Source organism: Pantoea sp. DY-5, assembly GCF_019795955.1.
GTDB classification, from domain to species: Bacteria; Pseudomonadota; Gammaproteobacteria; order Enterobacterales; family Enterobacteriaceae; genus Pantoea; species Pantoea leporis.
On record NZ_JAIMIE010000002.1, the window covers coordinates 85012 to 102838 of the forward strand.

Annotated in this window: 9 protein-coding genes and 3 tRNA genes; 5 read left to right on the forward strand and 7 right to left on the reverse strand. The window is 57.3% G+C overall.

The window, feature by feature from the left end; all coding sequences use genetic code 11:
* Complete coding sequence (csdE, locus tag K5Y30_RS08645) at positions 1 to 456, forward strand: cysteine desulfurase sulfur acceptor subunit CsdE (RefSeq protein WP_110867956.1); 456 nt, start codon at positions 1 to 3, stop codon at positions 454 to 456.
* Here the strand turns inward: csdE and tcdA are convergent.
* Positions 444 to 1250, reverse strand: coding sequence for a tRNA cyclic N6-threonylcarbamoyladenosine(37) synthase TcdA (tcdA, locus tag K5Y30_RS08650; protein ID WP_176973561.1), 807 nt, complete (start codon positions 1248 to 1250; stop codon positions 444 to 446). The genes csdE and tcdA overlap by 13 nt on opposite strands.
* 28 nt (positions 1251 to 1278) lie before the next feature.
* The gene (mltA, locus tag K5Y30_RS08655) at positions 1279 to 2427 is read right to left on the reverse strand and encodes a murein transglycosylase A (protein WP_101762003.1); all 1149 of its coding nucleotides are present in this window, start codon (positions 2425 to 2427) and stop codon (positions 1279 to 1281) included.
* A 204-nt stretch (positions 2428 to 2631) separates the two neighbouring features.
* Between mltA and K5Y30_RS08660 the strand changes: the two genes are divergently transcribed.
* The 3 genes from K5Y30_RS08660 to K5Y30_RS08670 all read left to right on the forward strand — a co-directional run bounded on the left by K5Y30_RS08660 (position 2632) and on the right by K5Y30_RS08670 (position 2966).
* Positions 2632 to 2708, forward strand: a tRNA-Met gene (locus K5Y30_RS08660).
* A gap of 53 nt (positions 2709 to 2761) precedes the next feature.
* A tRNA-Met gene (locus K5Y30_RS08665) sits at positions 2762 to 2838 on the forward strand.
* Positions 2839 to 2889: 51 nt separating this feature from the next.
* A tRNA-Met gene (locus K5Y30_RS08670) sits at positions 2890 to 2966 on the forward strand.
* Positions 2967 to 3038: 72 nt separating this feature from the next.
* On the opposite strand, the gene amiC is transcribed toward K5Y30_RS08670, so the two are convergent.
* Positions 3039 to 4274, reverse strand: a complete 1236-nt coding sequence (gene amiC, locus K5Y30_RS08675) for an N-acetylmuramoyl-L-alanine amidase AmiC (protein WP_222185561.1) — start codon at positions 4272 to 4274, stop codon at positions 3039 to 3041.
* A 233-nt stretch (positions 4275 to 4507) separates the two neighbouring features.
* On the opposite strand from amiC, the gene argA reads away from it, so the two are divergent.
* Positions 4508 to 5836 (forward strand): amino-acid N-acetyltransferase, encoded by a 1329-nt coding sequence (gene argA, locus K5Y30_RS08680; protein WP_007891884.1) that lies wholly within the window; start codon positions 4508 to 4510, stop codon positions 5834 to 5836.
* 200 nt (positions 5837 to 6036) lie between these two features.
* Here argA and recD read toward each other — a convergent pair whose 3' ends face one another.
* The 4 genes from recD to recC all read right to left on the reverse strand — a co-directional run bounded on the left by recD (position 6037) and on the right by recC (position 17793).
* Positions 6037 to 7875 carry an exodeoxyribonuclease V subunit alpha gene (gene recD, locus K5Y30_RS08685; RefSeq protein ID WP_222185560.1) on the reverse strand — a complete coding sequence of 613 codons (1839 nt, stop codon included), beginning with the start codon at positions 7873 to 7875 and terminating at the stop codon, positions 6037 to 6039.
* Positions 7872 to 11411 (reverse strand): exodeoxyribonuclease V subunit beta, encoded by a 3540-nt coding sequence (gene recB / locus K5Y30_RS08690; RefSeq protein ID WP_222211022.1) that lies wholly within the window; start codon positions 11409 to 11411, stop codon positions 7872 to 7874. Before recB ends, recD begins: the two co-directional genes overlap by 4 nt.
* Positions 11408 to 14305 carry a pitrilysin gene (ptrA, locus tag K5Y30_RS08695; RefSeq protein ID WP_222211025.1) on the reverse strand — a complete coding sequence of 966 codons (2898 nt, stop codon included), beginning with the start codon at positions 14303 to 14305 and terminating at the stop codon, positions 11408 to 11410. The genes recB and ptrA overlap by 4 nt, the downstream gene beginning before the upstream one ends.
* A 107-nt stretch (positions 14306 to 14412) precedes the next feature.
* A complete protein-coding gene (gene recC, locus K5Y30_RS08700; RefSeq protein ID WP_222211027.1) occupies positions 14413 to 17793 on the reverse strand; it encodes an exodeoxyribonuclease V subunit gamma in 3381 nt (1126 codons plus the stop codon).
* Between the last annotated feature and the right edge of the window lie 34 nt (positions 17794 to 17827).

Genomic DNA, 17827 nt, shown 5'->3' on the forward strand with positions numbered 1-17827 from the left:
ATGACATCAACCCTGCTCGCCCCGCATCCGTTCGGCGATCTGATTACCGCCGCCAGCCTGACGGAAAAATTCACCCATTTTCATCAGTGGGAAGATCGCTATCGTCAGCTGATCCAGCTCAGCCGCCAGCTGCCTGCGTTAGCGGAAGAGTTAAAGACGCCAGATATTGAACTCACGGGCTGTGAAAATCGCGTGTGGCTAAGCAGCCAGTTGCTGAACAACGGCACGCTGCACTTTTATGGTGACAGCGAAGGACGCATCGTGCGCGGATTGCTGGCGGTGTTATTGACGGCGGTGGAAGGCAAAACGCCAGCCGACTTGCTGCAGCAAGATCCGCTGGCGTTGTTTGATACGTTAGGTCTGCGCGCACAGCTCAGTGCGTCGCGCAGCAGCGGTTTACAGGCGCTGGCGGATGCGGTGCAACGCGCTGCACGTCAGCACGCTCAGGCCGTTTGACGCGCCGCCTTCGCCAGAAACTTCTTCAATGCATGAGACACCGCCACAAACCCGAACGTGGCGGTAACCATGGTCGCCGCGCCAAATCCGGCGGCACAATCCATGCGTTTCGGGCCTTCTGCGGTGGAGCGTGAAGTGCACACGCTGCCGTCCGGCTGCGGATACATCAGCGCTTCCGTCGAGAATACGCAGTCGATGCCGAGCTTGCCTTTACTGTTCTTCACCACGTTAAAATCCCCTTTCAATCTCTCACGCAGCTTGGCCGCCAGCGGATCCTGAATGGTTTTTGCCAGATCGCTCACCTGGATCTGCGTGGGATCGATCTGGCCGCCCGCGCCGCCGGTGGTTATTAGCGGGATCTTGTTGCGACGACACCAGGCGATCAACGCGGCTTTGGGGCGCACGCTGTCAATCGCATCAATCACGTAGTCAAAACCCGCCGATAACAGTTCAGCGGTATTTTCCGGCGTGATGAAATCATCGATGCAGATCACTTCGCATTCCGGATTGATGGCGCGCATACGTTCCGCCATCACTTCGGTTTTCGCCTGGCCCACTTTGCCCTGCAGCGCGTGAATCTGGCGGTTGGTATTGGTGATGCAGACATCGTCCATATCAATCAGGGTGATTTTACCGATGCCGGTGCGCGCTAAGGCTTCCGCCGCCCACGAACCCACGCCGCCAATACCGATCACGCAAAAGTGCGCGTCGGCAAAACGCTGCAGCGCGTCCTGGCCATAGAGACGCGCCGTGCCGCCAAAACGTTGTCGCCAGGCGTCGCTTACTACTGTCATAACCAAACCTTTCCGGGAAAACGGGACATTAATTAGAACCTAACAGCAGCGAACCGTTGTTGCCATTTTGTGGGTTGCTAAACAGCGGCTGACCGGTGCCCGGCGCGGCTTTCAGCACCCAGACGCGGCCATAATGGTTGTAGAAGCCGGCCAGATGCGCCGCATCCGGGCCAACGCCCTGATAGATATCGAAGTGCTGGCCTTTAATCGCGCCACCCACGTCTAACGCCACCATCAGACGCATTTCATATTTGCCATTAAACTTGCCCTTCTCGTTCAGTTGCGGCACTTCGGCTAACAGCACGGTTCCGGCCGGAATCAGTGAACGATCGGAGGCAACGGAAGCCTTGGCAATCAGCGGCACCGCGCTGGCACCGCGCACCGGCACATACTCTTCCGGTTTAAAGAAGACAAAGGATTGGTTGGTTTCCAGCACCGAACGCACTTCCTGTGGCGAATGCTCTTGCGCCCACTGACGAATCGCCTGCATCGACATATCTTCGCGCTTCACTTCACCGCGATCGATCAGCTCTTTACCGATGCTGTGGTAAGCCCAGCCATTTTTGCCGCCGTAACCAAAGAAGCGCAGCGGACGACCATCACCAAAATCAACGTAGCCGCTGCCCTGCACATCCATCATGAAGTTATCGATCAGCGAGTTGCTGTAGGCAATGATGTAGCGATCGTCGAGCCCACCATTATAGATAGAAGCGCGGCTCGGCAGTTTCTGTCCACGCGGACGCGGTGGCATACGATAAATCGGATACTGGAACTCGCCCTGACGGGTATAACGCGCTTCCACAACCGGCGTGTAGTAACCGGTGAACTGCACGTTGCCGTAATTGTCAGTGCCTTCCATCTGATAAGCATTCAAACCAAACTGGTTGAGCTGGCGCGTATCCGCGCCGGACAGCAGCCAGTTTTGCACTGCGCTGTAAGTACCGTTGTTGCGCCCGAACAGGCCGGATGAGGCGGTTTGAATCTGCACCACCTGATCGCTAAAGTCTTTGCCGTTCACCGGACGCCCTTTAGCATTCGGTTGGTTGACCAGCCCAAGCGGTTGCTCTAGCTTGCCATCTATATACTGTTGACCGCGGTCGGTCGGTTTAGAACTACAGCCCGCTAGCAGCGCGATAAATGCGCCAGTAAGTGCATACTTCGCCCAATGTCCTTTCATAACCTTCTCTTTTTATCGATTGTTTGCCCGGCGACGATAGCAAAGGGGCAGAGAGAATGAAATCTGCCATAAGCGGTCACGCTCACATCTGTACAATAATCCACCCAATGGCGAGTTTATTCATCAACTGACTGTAAATTTGACGTTTTGTCTCAAAAAGGGGTTGCATCGCCGCGCGTCCAGAGTATAGTGCGCATCCACGGACGCGGGGTGGAGCAGCCTGGTAGCTCGTCGGGCTCATAACCCGAAGGTCGTCGGTTCAAATCCGGCCCCCGCAACCAATTCTTCTTAAATGAAGAGACAATGTGAAGTGTCGTGTAACGCGTCAGTCGGACGCGGGGTGGAGCAGCCTGGTAGCTCGTCGGGCTCATAACCCGAAGGTCGTCGGTTCAAATCCGGCCCCCGCAACCAATTGTCTTAAGAAGAATACAATGTGAAAAGTCGCTTAATGCGATAGACGGACGCGGGGTGGAGCAGCCTGGTAGCTCGTCGGGCTCATAACCCGAAGGTCGTCGGTTCAAATCCGGCCCCCGCAACCAATCATTTAAACACCTTAACGGGTGTTTTTTTGTTTCTGGCGTCCGGAAAAAGCGGCATTGCTGCCGCCCTCCTCAGCGATGCGCTAGTGCCGCACCCTTATCAAAATACGCCTTAATCCCATGCAGAATCGCCTCAGCCACCTGATGCTGATAGCGCGCCGTGCGCAGCTTGCGCTCCTCTTCGACATTACTGATAAACGCGGTTTCCACCAAAATCGAGGGAATATCCGGCGCTTTCAGCACCGCAAATCCCGCCTGATCGACGGTGCGCTTGTGCAGGTGATTGATATGTCCCATGCGTGACAGCACTTCTTTACCAAACTTCAGGCTGTCGCTGATGGTTTGCCGCTGCACCATGTCGAACATGGTGTGGTCGAGATAACGATCGCCGCTCATGCTGACGCCGCCAATCAAATCGGCTTCATTCTGCGTTTGTGCGAGGAAGCGCGCCGCCGCTGAGGTAGCGCCGCTGGTCGAAAGGGCAAACACCGACGAACCGCGCGCGGCCCGACTGGTGAAGGCATCAGCATGGATCGAAATAAACAGATCCGCACGCTGCTTTCGCGCCTTCGCCACGCGGACACGCAGCGGGATAAACACATCCTCATTGCGCGTCATATAAGCTTTCATGTTGCGCTCTTTGTCGATCAACGCCTTCAGATAGCGACCGATCTTCAACACGATATCTTTCTCACGCGTTTTGTATTTGCCATGCGCGCCGGGATCTTCACCGCCATGGCCAGGATCGATCATGATGATAATCGGTCGATCGCGCCCCGCTTTGCCCGGCAGCGCCGCCTGCACCGGCTGATCGCGTTCTAAATCGCCCTGATTGTAATTCTGCAGTAATGCCAGTAGCGGATCCTCTTCCCGTGATTGCTGATTAGGATAGAGATCGACCACTAAGCGATGCTTGATACCTGCCACTGGCGCAAGAGTAAATGTCTTGGGCGCAATGCTGCGCTTGAGTTCCAGCACCAGTCGCACCGTGTTAGCGTCAAACTGACCGACGCGTGCGGTTTTGATATAGGGATCGTCCACGCGCACCAGCTTATCGACTCCTTTCAGGACCGGGTTGATGTGCATATTTTCGATGTCAATAACCAGACGATCGGGATTACTCAGCGTGAACTGTTTGTACTTGAGGGGAACATTTGATTCCAGGGTTACGCGGGAGTAAGTCGATGAGGGCCAGATGCGCACCGCCACAATATGCTGGCTGGCAGCCAGCCCGGTACGCGTCACGCTTAGCATTAATAATGCGCCAGCGCCCTGTAATAATCGTCGTCGTGTAAAAGCTTCGGACATGCCGCTCCAACTGCTGTGTTATGTCTAAAAAATCATCACTCGATGGCAAGAAAGTGAAAACTTTACTCGATGAGAATCGTCTTGTCTTGCCGGAAAAACCAGATAATGCAGTCTGTTAGCGCGTGTTGCATCATGAAAATCGTAAAGTAACGTCAGGCCCGGCGCTTGCAATAAAGAGCAAAAGAGCATAAAAATACGAAAATTACGAATAAACATGCATAGAGGGCTTTGCCGTGAAGGAACGCAGTACAGAACTGGTTCAGGGTTTTCGCCACACCGTTCCCTATATAAATACCCATCGTGACAAGACGTTTGTCATCATGTTGGGTGGCGAAGCAATCGAGCATGAGAACTTCTCAAGCATCGTTAATGACATCGGTCTGCTGCATAGCCTCGGCATTCGCTTAGTGGTGGTTTATGGTGCGCGTCCGCAGATTGACGCCAGCATGGCCCAGCAACAGCTGGAACCGATTTATCACAAACATACGCGCGTTACCGATGCGCAATCACTTGAGCTGGTAAAGCAGGCCGCCGGTCGCTTACAGCTGGATATCACCGCGCGTCTGTCGATGAGCCTCAACAACACGCCGCTGCAAGGCGCGCACATTAACGTAGTGAGCGGCAACTTCATCATTGCGCAGCCGCTGGGGGTGGATGATGGCGTTGATTACTGCCACAGCGGGCGTATTCGTCGTATTGATGAGGAAGCGATCCATCGTCAGCTGGATAACGATGCGATTGTGCTGCTCGGTCCGGTAGCGGTTTCTGTGACCGGCGAGAGTTTTAACCTGACGTCAGAAGAAGTGGCGACGCAGCTGGCAATAAAATTGAAGGCCGAGAAGATGATTGGTTTCTGCTCCGAGCAGGGCGTGACCAATCGCGAAGGCGCGATTATTTCTGAACTGTTCCCGAATGAAGCCCAGGCGCGCATCGACGAAATGGAGAGCGATGGCGATTTCCTCTCTGGCACCGTGCGGTTCTTGCGTGGTGCGGTCAAAGCCTGCCGCAGCGGCGTGCGTCGCAGCCACCTGATTAGCTATCAGGAAGATGGCGCGTTGCTGCAAGAACTGTTCTCGCGCGACGGTATCGGTACCCAGATTGTGATGGAGTCGGCCGAGCAGATTCGGCGCGCCAACATCAACGATATCGGCGGTATTCTCGAACTGATTCGCCCGCTGGAGCAGCAAGGGATTCTGGTGCGTCGCTCCCGTGAGCAACTGGAGATGGAGATTGATAAGTTCACCATTATTCAGCGCGATAACCTGACCATCGCTTGTGCCGCGCTCTACCCGTTCCCGGATGAGCAGATCGGTGAGATGGCTTGTGTGGCGGTGCATCCGGATTATCGCAGCTCGTCGCGTGGCGAACTGCTGCTGGATCGCGTGGCGTTGCAGGCGCGTCAGATGGGGCTGAAGAAGCTGTTTGTGTTAACCACGCGCAGCATTCACTGGTTCCAGGAGCGCGGTTTTACGCCGGTGGATATTGAGTCTCTGCCAGAGAGCAAAAAGCAGATGTATAACTATCAGCGCCGTTCAAAAGTGCTGATGGCGGATTTGGGGTAAGTGCGGTTGGTGTGATTGGCAAGGTCGCCATGAATGGCGACCCTACAAAAACCGTTCATATCGACCACACGAAACCATTCCCGTAGGGTCGGCATTCATGCCGACCTGGCCGATTACCGCACCATCCCCTATGACCGCATTCATGCCGACCTTGCACATCACCGCACCATCCCCTATGACGGCATTGATGCCAACCGGTTTTACTCCCCGCTCAATCGCTCCAGCAGTCCGCTGCGACGCTGGGTACGCAACTGCACGGCACGGCGGAACACGCCGTCATCGCTGTACAACGTCAGCTGCTTACGCGCGCGGGTAATTGCGGTATAAATCAGTTCGCGCGTTAACACCGGCAGAAACTGCGCCGGCATCACCAACGCCGTGTGATCAAACTCCGATCCCTGCGATTTATGCACCGTCATCGCCCACGCGGTATCGTGCGTTGGCAATCGGCTCGGTTGCACCGCCTTGATGCTGCCATCCGGCAACGGGAAGAACACCTTCAGCAGACCTTCCTCATCAAACAGCGTAATGCCGATATCGCCGTTAAACAGGCCCAGCGCGCTGTCGTTACGCGTCACCATCACCGGACGTCCCTGATACCAGCGACTGCCGCCGGTTGGACGACGAATCAGCTGCAGCTGCATCAGCTTCTGCTCAATACGCTGATTCAATCCCTGCACGCCAAACGGCCCTTCACGCAGTGCGCACAGCAGCTGATATCGGCCAAACGCCGCGATAATCTCAGCAGGATCAGCGCGTTGGCGAATGAGTGTCAGGAACGGCTGATAACCGGCGGCAATCTCTGTCAGCATCGCCTGATACGCATCAGCATCCTGCAAAGGTTGACGGGTGATATCGCTGAAACCAGCCTTGAATGCGGCTTCAACCGCCTTTGCATCACCGGCGTTAACCGCTGCGGCCAGTTGGCCAATGCCGGAGTTGGCGTCAAAGCGGTAGCTTTTACGCAGCAGGCAAATCGCGTCGCGTACCGCGGGTGCGCTGCTGTCATCGATGCCCGCCACCTCGCTGCCGGTGAGCTCGCTTAGCTGCGTAGCGCGCATTGGGCTGTAACCGGCTTCGGCACAGCGACAGATATCACCGAGCACTGCGCCCGCTTCCACCGATGCCAGCTGATCGCGATCGCCGAGGAACACCACGCGCGCCTGCGCTGGCAATGCGGCAATCAAATTCGCCATCATGCCGAGATCGACCATTGAGGCCTCATCCACCACCAGCACATCCAGATGCAGCGGATTCCCGGCGTGATAGCGCAGGCGCTGCGTTTCCGGCTGCGCGCCTAACAAGCGGTGCAGCGTGGTGGCATCAGCCGGAAAGCGCTGCCGCTCCGCCTCGCTCACCGGCAGCTTTTGCAGCGCCTTGCCCAGCGATTCGGTGAGACGCGCCGCCGCTTTGCCGGTGGGTGCAGCCAATTGAATACGTAACGCGCCTTCACTGAGACGGATCAGCGCCGCCAGCAGTTTTGCCACCGTGGTGGTTTTGCCGGTGCCGGGACCGCCCGAGATCACCGCGGTTTTCTGCGTCAGTGCCACCGCAGCCGCAATCTTCTGCCAGTTATCCGGCTCGCTGCCAAACAGCTGATCCAGCACTTGCCGGACCTGTTCAGGCGCAAAAGGCTGTGCTGTTGACTGTGACTGAAAGAAGCGTGCCACCTGCCCTTCGTTGTGCCAAAGGCGATGCAGATAGAGACGATCTTCGCTCAGCACGATGGGTGCCGCTTGCTCGCTGCTACTCAGCGCCGACCAGCCGGCTAAAATTGCCGGCCAATCCTGCGGTTCGCCTGCCGCTTGCCAGATAGCCTGCGCCAGCTCCGCATGACGCCCTTTAAACAGGTTGTCGCGGCTCAGCTGTGATAACGGCAAACAGACATGCCCATCTCCCGCTTCCGCGCTCAGGCAGGCCGCCAGCAGCAAACGCGCCGGTTGATCATCATCAGCCAGCAGTTGAGCGAACTGGACATCCAGCGAGCGCAGCAAACGCAGCTCAGCCGCCTGTGCTAAAAGCGCGGTCATACCGCTCATGCTGTCGCTCCCGGCCCGCGAAACAGGCTATCCAGTTGTGAAATGAAGTCGAAGGTGGGACGGGTATGAAACACGCCGTTGTCTGGCGAGCTGCCGTCCATGCCACGCAGGAAGAGATAAAATACGCCGCCGAAATGCTGCTCATAATCGTAATCCGGCACGCGATGTTGTAAATAGCGGTGCAGCGCCAGTGTATAGAGCTGGTACTGCAAATCGTAGCGGTGGTTGATCATCGCCTGCGCCATTGCCTGCGGCGTATAAGCTTCATGGCTGTCACCGAGCCAGTTGGATTTATAATCCAGCAGGTAATATTTGCCCTGCCAGCGGAACACCAGGTCGATAAAGCCTTTCAGCATGCCCTGCACCTGACGGAAATCGAGCGGCGGAGCCTGCGCCGATAACGCATCCTGAGTAATCAACGCGCTCAGTTCACGCGCGGTCAGCACATTGTCAATTGGCAGATAGAATGCCATCTCCACCAAACGATCGCTGCTCTGCACCTGCGCCAGATGAATACCCTGCGCGTTAAGTGGCGTGCTCAATACACGCCTGATCCACGTACTGAGCATCGGCTGCCAGTGCAGCGGATAGCCGTTTTGCTGCAGATGTTGCGCCAGCTTCTCCTCGGAGGGCGGCTGCGGGAAATCCAGCGATTCGAACAGCTCATGCAAAAACGTTCCCGGCGCAGCACCGCGCGGGAAGTGATGGGGCGTGAGCGCCGCTTGCCCTTCCTCTTCCCGATCCTCTTCGCCGGCTGCTTCCACATCGAAATTCGGCATCACCTCAAGCAGACGGTGAGAACTGTGCTGCTGCAAACCGGAATAACTGGTGACGCGCCACGGATCGGCCAGCACACGCGTTACGCTTCGCGCCCCCAACTCGCTATCGGCGACCGCCTCAACCTGCCAGCGCTCGGCTTGCATATCTTCAGCCAGCACCACCTCGGTGCCCGCCGCGTCCATGTTATGCAGCAACGCGCCGAGCTGTTCGGCCGTTGCCGCTACACCGCGCTGCAACAGAAAACCGAGCGCGCTTTTATGCAAATCGCTCTCGCCCTCTTTCTTGCGCGTGCCGCGAAACAGCGGTGCCACGCCGACGCTGCAGTGATAGATCGAACGGGTCAACGCCACGTAGAGCAGGCGCAAATCCTCCGCCAGACGCTCCTGTTCGGCCAGCGCCAGGCTCTCTTCGTCGGCTTGCAGGTCCAGGACCGCGTTAAAGCTCTCACGATCGTGATAAAGCGCGGTATCCGCCTCGCGAAAACCGGCGGCGAATGGCAGCCACACTAACGGATATTGCAGCCCTTTAGATTTGTGGATGGTGACAATCTGCACCAAATGACGATCGCTCTCCAGACGCAGCTGCTGGCTGGCAGACTGGCTGTCCGGGCGCGCGATCTGCTGTGCCAGATGACGCACCAGCGCATGTGGGCTATCCAGCTGCGCAGCCGCTTCCTGCAGCAGTTCACCGAGATGCAGTAAATCCGTCAGACGACGCTCGCCGTTCTCCGATGCCAGCAGATTTTCCGCCAGCTGACGCTCCAGCATCATCTCGCGCAGCATCGGCAAGACGCCACGCTGCTGCCACACCAGCTGCCAGCGGGCAAAGGTATCCACCAGTTCATCCCAGCCGCGCGCGTCCTGATCCAGCGCATCCAGCTGCGAGGCATCAAAAGCAAACAGCGAGGTTGCCAGCGCGGTGCGCAGCATACGCTCCTGCTCCGGCGCCAGCACCGCTTGCAACAGCCATAACAGCTCACGCGCTTCCGGCGTGGTGTAAACGCTGTCGCGATTCGACAGGTAAACCGACGGAATACCGAGCAGATTGAGTGCTTCGCGAATCAGGTTAGCTTCGTTACGGCTGCGCACTAACACAGTGATGTCAGAGGCTTGTACCGGCCGCAAATTGGGCGCTTTGCCCAGCATCGCGCGCTGCTGCTGCCCGGCCTGCAACCAGCGACTGATATCGGCCGCACACTGCTGCGCCATACGTTGTTGATAATCCCCAACGCTGCAGCCTTCGCCCGGCTGCAGCCAGAAGCGTAACGCCGCTTGCTCAACCTGATCGATACTGAGCGACAGTTGCTGGTTGGGAGGCGCAAACTGCACCGGCTGGAACGGGATCTCAGCGAACAGGAAGGGCGCGTCGAGGCGCGCAAATAGTTGGTTAACGCTGTTGACCATCGCAGGCGACGAGCGCCAGTTGGTATCCAGCGTGTAGTGCGCACTGACTTCACTGCGCGCGCGGATATAGGTAAAAATATCCGCGCCACGAAAGGCGTAAATCGCCTGTTTGGGATCGCCAATCAACAGCAGCGCATGCGCTGGCTGATTAATATAAAGCGTGCGGAAAATACGGTATTGCAGCGGATCGGTATCCTGGAACTCATCAATCAACGCCACCGGGAAACGCTGGCGAATCGCCTGAGCCAGTTGCTCACCGCTCGGCTGCTGCAGTGCTTCGTCGAGGCGGCTCAGCAGGTCATCAAAACCCAACAGTGCCTGCTGACGTTTCTCTTTGCGCACCGCAGCGCGCACCTCTACCAGCGCACGCGCAATCACCAGATCGCGCAGCGACAGCGGCTGAGCAAGGAAAGTGTCGATGGCGTCAAACACACTGTGATGCGGCGGACTGCCCTTTTTGGTCTTCTCTTCAAGCATGCGCTGACCGAAGCGCGCCAGTTCGGCGGGCACCTGATAATCACGCGTTTCGCTCTGCGCCCAAAAGCTGACTTTATTGACCCAAACCGGCAAATTCTTGCTGCTGTAGCTGCGCTTATCCACGTCAGATTGCCCCACCAGCGTCAGCACTTCGTCACCCACCGTCAGCCATTGCGCTTTAATCGCGGCGATACGCGCCAGGTTTTCGCTGTGGCGCGAAGCCAGGGTTTCACTGTCGGCAGGCGGCAGACGCAGGCTGGGCGATTCGCCCTGCAACCACGGACGCAAGGTGGAAAGCAACTGCTCCGGGCCGCTCCATTCGCTGACAATCACTCGCGCGACATCCAGCGTCAGCGGATAGCAGTGACGACGCCAGAAATCGGCAGTCGCCTGGCGCAGCAACAGCTGTTCATCCTCAATCAGCTGCTGTTCAAACAGCATGCCGGACTCAAAGGCGTTGAGATTCAGCATGCGCTGGCAGAAGCCGTGGATGGTGAAGATGGCGGCTTCATCCATCTGTCGTTCAGCGGCCAGCAGCAGCGAAGCCGCATCGGCGGGCTGTGGAATCTCCTGCAGCAGCTGCATCAGCATCGGGTTGCCGCTGACGCCGCGCAGGCAGGCCAGCCGCAGCTCGTGAATGTTGGCGCGTATACGCCCGCGCAGTTCAGCGGTCGCGGCCTCGGTAAAGGTCACGACCAGAATCTCTTCTACCGACAGCGGGCGCGAATAAGCATGTTGTCCGCCCAATCCGAGTAGCAGCCTTAGATAGAGCAGGCCGATGGTGAAGGTTTTGCCGGTGCCGGCTGAGGCCTCAATCAGACGCTCACCGCGCAGCGGCAGCGTCAGAGGATTGAGCGATTCAGGTAGCAGACTCATTGGGCATCACTCTTCACGGGCAACGACTGCTGCAGCTTCTGAACTTCATCCCATGTGGTCCAGCCCGGCAGCTGGGCGTAGTCATCTTTGGTCGCGCCATCATGGCTGCCACCGATCTGCGAAATCATCGCCATGCCTTGCTGCGCTAAAACCGCCTGATGGAAGAAGTCGGCCAGGCCGGCTGGCGTCAGCTGCTGAATTTGCTCAATCGCTTTTTCACGCGTATCGAAGGCAAAGTTCTGACGTTTAAAGTCACGGTTAAAGCGGTTCGCCTCTTCATCCAGCGTTTGCGGACGCTGCTTCATATCGTTGATCAGCGCCTGCTGATACTGGGCGAAATCCTCTGCTTTCATGCTGCGCAGACGCTGTTCAGCCTGCGGATAAAATGCCTGGAAGCGTTGCAGTAAAAAGGCCGGCTGCTTGCTGTTACTTTGCAGCAGGAAACCGATGCCCCACTGGCGTCCGATCGGCATCTGGTAAGCAAACACCGCATAGCCGAGTTGCTCTTCGGTGCGCAACTGGTTGTAGAACCAGGGTTGAACGATCTGGCTCAGCATGGTGCTGTTGGCCATGCTTTGATATTCGCTGTAGCCCAACGGCACATACAGCGCGGCCAGCGCCGAATCAGTACTGCTGCCGGCTTTCTGCAGATTGGCCTTCATCGCTTTATCCACCGTCACATAATCACTGTGCCAGTAGCCGTGACCATCGCTGTGCAACTGTTGCTGCAGCTCATCGCCGAGCTGTTTCACGCGCACTGCAGAGAGATTGCCCACCACCATCATCTCCGGGGTTGCATGATGAATCAGCGCATCGCGGTAATCGGTGACCTGTTTCAGCGTGATGTCTTTCACCAGATTGCGGCGCGTTTCACGTTGGGTGTAAGGCAGCTGCGACAACATCTGCATCGGCTGAATCGCCTGCTCAAACGCTTTGCCCTTCTCAGCCGCTTCCAGTCGATCCAGATACCAGGATTTGGCCTGCTCCAGCTGCTGCTGGTCCGGCGTAAAGGTGGCGTAACCCTCCACCAGCTTCTTCAGCAATTCCGGCAGACGTTGGGTAAACCCGCTGGCGCTAAACACGATGCCATCATCTTCCCCGGTGGAGAAACTGATGCCGCCAACCGAAGCCTGCGAATTCAATTCATCCAGCGCCAGGCTGGAGAGATAGTCATTCAACCCAAACAGCACCTGCTGGCGCGCGTCGCTGATCGCCGATTTATTGCGCAGCGCTAAGGTAATAGCGGCTTTCGGTTCGCTGGCAAACTGCTGACTTGGCATCCAGTAAATACGCATGCTGTCGCCATTGGTCAGTGCGACTGGATGATCGTAGGTTTTGCCATCGGAGGGGATAAGGGCGAAATCCGACGGAATGTAGGGATTCAGCGTGGGCATCGACAGCTGGAGCTGCGCGGCACGTTGCTGCCAGTCGCTAATTTGGGCGTCGCTGATTTTGTCCACCTGATAGGGCGCATTCACAAAGTAGGCTTCTTTGTTATGCGGCTCCTGCGGACTGATGTACCAGATACGCGCGTTCTGCGGCGTCATTTCGGCGAGACGCGTTTTGATTGCCGCGGGATCGAACTGATCGGCCAGATAAGGCGCATCCAGCGTGTGTTCAACCGGCACCCGCAGCATGGTATCCACCAGCCACTCGATGTAATCCATATCACGGGTAATTGATGGGTAGCGGAAATCCAGCGCCAGCACGTGGGAGACTTCATCGAAGTATTCTTTACTGATGCCTTTGGTGCGCAGCATATCAAGGTAGTTGAACACCGCAGCCACCACTTCATCGCGCTGCGCCAGACCTTTGTCGGTTAACGACACGCTGATAGCGAAGACGCCGCTGTTGCGCTCGGTCATCGGGTCTGCACCGGCGCTGACGCCATCCGCCAGCCCTTGCTTTTGCAGCCAGTCGTTGAGGGTGTTTTTGCTGCGATTGCCCAGAATGTAGCTGATCAGCGTATCGGTTTTACTGCGAAACTGGCCGCTGTTGTTCGGGATGCGGAACTCAATTTTCAACTGCTTGCGCGGCTGTGCGGGCACGTAATGGATAATGATGCCCTTCTGCGCGTCGGTCACTACCGGCACGTCAATCTCTGGCACCGTCGTTTGATGATTAGCCACGCGACCAAAGGTTTTTGCCGCAATGTCGGCCATCTCTGGCAGCGGCTTGTTGCTGTAGATCACCGCCTTCATCAGATTGGCGGAGTAGTGGCTGTGATAAAAATCGGTCAGCGCCTGATGCAACTTGCTGTCCGGCTTATCGCTCAACGTATCAAGGTTGCCACCGGAGTAACGCGAGCCGGGATGCGCAGGATTGAGAGTTTCTGCACCCACCTGTGCCATACGCAAGCCATCGCGTGAGCGAGCCATGGTCAGTTCTGCGTTAACCGCATGGCGTTCACGATCGGCATTAACCGGATCGAGCAGCGGTTCAGCAATCGCATCGGCCAGACGATCAACTGCGGGCTGCAACGCGCTGTTTTCCACTTCCAGATAGAACGCCGTGCGATACGACGCGGTGCTGGCATTGTGGCTGCCACCATTTTTTTTCAGGAATTCGGCGAGATTATCAGGCTGCGGATAACGCTTTGAACCCATTAACACCATGTGTTCGAGATAGTGCGCCAGACCCAGCTGCTGATTAGGATCATCCAGCGAACCGATCGGTAAGGTCAGCGCCGCCAGCGATTTAGGCGCTTCGGCATCCGAGACCAGCAGCACGATCATACCGTTGTTTAACGTAATCGCCTGATAACTGCGTGGATCGTGATCGCTTTTACGAATGGTGTCATTGATGGGTTGCCAGCCGCGATCGGTATCGGCAAAGGCATTCAGCGCTAACGTGCTCAGCAGCAGCGCTCCAATCCAGCGTGCGTAAATCCGCATTTAAACCCCTTACATTACCCTTTTCCGCTGGCTGTGTGCCCAGCGGTGAAATAGACAAACTTTCTTATCGTGTCAGGAACAACCTCAAACGAGGCCGTATCCCCTTGCTATTCATCATTTTGATGCGCCAGGCGCACCGGCAAATACCATTGGCGTGCGGCGGCAGTAATCGCCTGCACGGCATCATCGTTCAAAGACCGACTCAGGCGTTGCAGATAGGGATCGCTGCCCTCGCCTTCCACCTGGAAACCACCCTGCCAGGCTTGCAGTAATTTGTTAAGTGCCTTTTTCTGCGTTGCTTCGTCTTCCAGCAACTGCTGTGACTTGCTATCAAAGCTGGCTTCCAGCCAGGCTCCGCCGGATTTATTCAGCAGCAGCAGCGGCTGAACTAATCCGGCCTGATAACCCGCAACATACTCATGCAGTAGCGACAGCGCCTGTTCAGCAGGCAACGCCGCGAAGCGCCAGTGACTCTGTTTACGACCGTACATGCGGCTCTCACCGCTGCCGCCCAAGGCGCAATACACCAGATGTTCCAGCCATAACAGCAGACCATCATTCATGTTCAGCACGCCCGGACGCCAGCGCAGCAGGCCATCAGCTTGCACCTGCGTTAGCCAGCCGGTCAATTGCACTGCGCCGAGCGTCAGATTGATTTCCCAACTTTCGGCGGGCTGGCGTTGACCACTCACCTCGGCGGCCACTTCCTGCATCTCTTCGGTCTGGCTCTGCCAGAAAAGTTCCCCGAACGCGCCATAAGGCAGATTGCCAGCGGCGCGGTGACGCGCATACAGCTGCGCCGGATCGTCACCGTTGACCAGCGTATTCAGCAATTGGGCGTTGATTTGGTAGCGTTCGAGGCTGTCAGGCGCGAACGGTTCGCTGTCGGGCAGCTCGCTCTCTTCCATCCAGAAAGCCACACCCAAGCGCTGCTGAAACCAGGCGCGCACAGGATGGCGCCAGAAGCGCAGCAGTTGCTCAAGCGACAAGGTTTCTAATGGTGCAGGCAGCAAGGGCTGCACAAAATCCGGCTGAGCCACGCCGCTGCCGGTGGCGGCAGGCAACCACTCCGCAGCAAAGCTTTGCCCGTGTGCGCCCGGCTTGAAGTTCTCTGCGGCAAACGGCATGCGGCTATGCAGCTTTTGCAGATGTTCACGCACGCGCTGCTCGCTGATATCGGGTTCGAGCGCTTCATCACCCGGCAAACGGAAGCTTTGCCCCAGGTAATCCACCAGCTCGCTCACTAATACCGATGGATAGCGCTCCGTGTTGTCCTGAATCGCCCGCCCGATGTAACTGATATAGAGCTGCTGCTGCGCCGAGATCAGCGCTTCGAGGAACAGATAGCGGTCATCATCGCGGCGGCTGCGGTCGCCTTTGCGCATCTGTTGCTGCATCAGGTCGAAGCCCAGCGGCGCTAAGGTGCGCGGATAGACGCCATCGTTCATGCCCAGCAAACACACCACTTTGAAGGGAATTGAACGCATCGGCATCAGCGTACAGAAGTTGATGGGACCGGCGAGAAAACGCTGGCTGATGCGCTGTTGATCGAGCCGCGAACGCAGCTCATCGCGCAGCAGCGTAACCGGAATCGGCTGTTGATACGCCGCCTGCATGCCCTGCTCGATAATCTGTTTCCACTGCGTTTCCACCAGCAGCAGCGCGGCTTCACTTTCGGCGTCTCCGCTGAAGAAGCACTCAATCAGCTCACGACACAGCGGCTGCCACTCCGCTAACGTGCGCTCTTTTGCCAGACGCGCACGCCACTCTTCGAGTCGCGATAGCAGTTCAGCCAGATGCCCCGCCAGCTCAGCGATCAAACCGCTGGATTCGTCATACGGCAGGATCCCTTGCCAGTCGCCGTTGCGGCTCTCCAGCGCATAGCCGAGCAGCATACGCTGCAGGCCGAAGCGCCAGGTGTGTTGTCCGGTTACCGGCAGCGCCAGCGCTTCCACGCTGGCATCGTCCAGTCCCCAGCGAATGCCGGATTCCATCACCCAGCGGCGCAGCAGGCGCAGCCCGCTTTCATCCACCGAGAAGCGCTGCGCTAATGCGGGAACCTCAAGCAGCGCCAGCACATCTTCGGAGGCAAAGCGACTTTCAGGCAGCGACAGCAAGCTGAGCAGCGCCAGAATTGCCGGGTGCGCCTGACTGGCGCGGCGGTCGGAAATGGCGAACGGCAAATAGCGTTCGCTCGGCGCGCTGGCAAAAGCGGCCTGAATAAAAGGGGCGTAGCTGTCGATATCCGCCACCATCACGATGATGTCGCGCGGCTTGAGTTCGGGATGGGCTTCCATCAGCGTGAGCAGATGATCCTGCAGCACTTCAACTTCACGCTGGGCGCTGTGGCACACCTGCAGCGTGATTGAGCGATCTTCAGGATCAAGCAGGCGTTTTTCGGCGCTGTTCGCCAGCTCACCGGCGTTGAGGCCAATGACCGCTTTATCGTCCAGATTGAGCAGATCCGCTTGCACGCTGTGCAGCAGATTGTCTTGAGGCATCTCGACGAAGGCATCAATGTCGTTGGCGGCGGATTCCATCTGGCTCAGCAGAAACAGGTTATCGCGCCCCAGCTTGCCCCATGACGCCAGCAGCGGATTGGTCAGCTGCTGCTCGCCGATATCGTTAAACAATGCTGACGCGCTAGCCGGATTGCGGAACAGCGGCTGCAGCTCATCCGATTGTATGCGGCGGCGCTGGCGGCTTTGCAGCCTGGCCAAAAAGGCATAATCCTGAATGTCGCCCCAATAGTGACGGCATGGGTTGGTGAACAGCAGATGGATATCAATGTGACGGCCCAGCGCTTCCAACGCTTGCAGATAGACCGGCGGCAGCGCGGAGATACCGCAAATAAACACGCGCTGCGGCAAGCCCGGCGGCGGCGTTTGCGCCTGTTCCAGCTTTTGGATGAAGCGCGCATAGAGGTTAGCGCGATGCCACATCGGTTGACCCAGGCTTTCAGTAAAGTTAACCAGATCGCACCACAGCAGCGCCTGCCACTGCTGCGATTCGCCTAAGCCATCAATCCGTTCACCGCGCTCCCAGCTGTTGAGCCAGTCCGAGCGATACACCAGATATTGGTCAAACAGATCGGCAACACGGGCGCTGAGCTGATACAGCTTGCGCTTGTCGTCGTCATCATTGAGGTAGTGACGCAGCGGCTGGAAAGCGTCCTGCTCCAGCAAAGTTGGCAAGCGATGCATCAGCTTCCAGCTCATGCTGGCCTTGGTGAAGGCGCTCTCTTCAGGAATATCGGGCAGCACCTTAACGAACATGTTCCAGATGAAGCTCGCAGGCAGCGGGAAATCAATGTTGGCGGCAATGCCGAAACTGTTAGCCAGTTCCATTTGCAGCCACTGCGCCATGCCTGGGCTTTGTACCAGCACCTGTTCAGCCGCCAGCGGATCGGTCAGCGGTTGATTTTCAATCAGAATACCTGCCAGATTTTTCAACAGATCAAGCTGATTAGAGTGATAGACCCGGAACATATTTCTCCTAAACACAAGACAACAACGCAGCCGA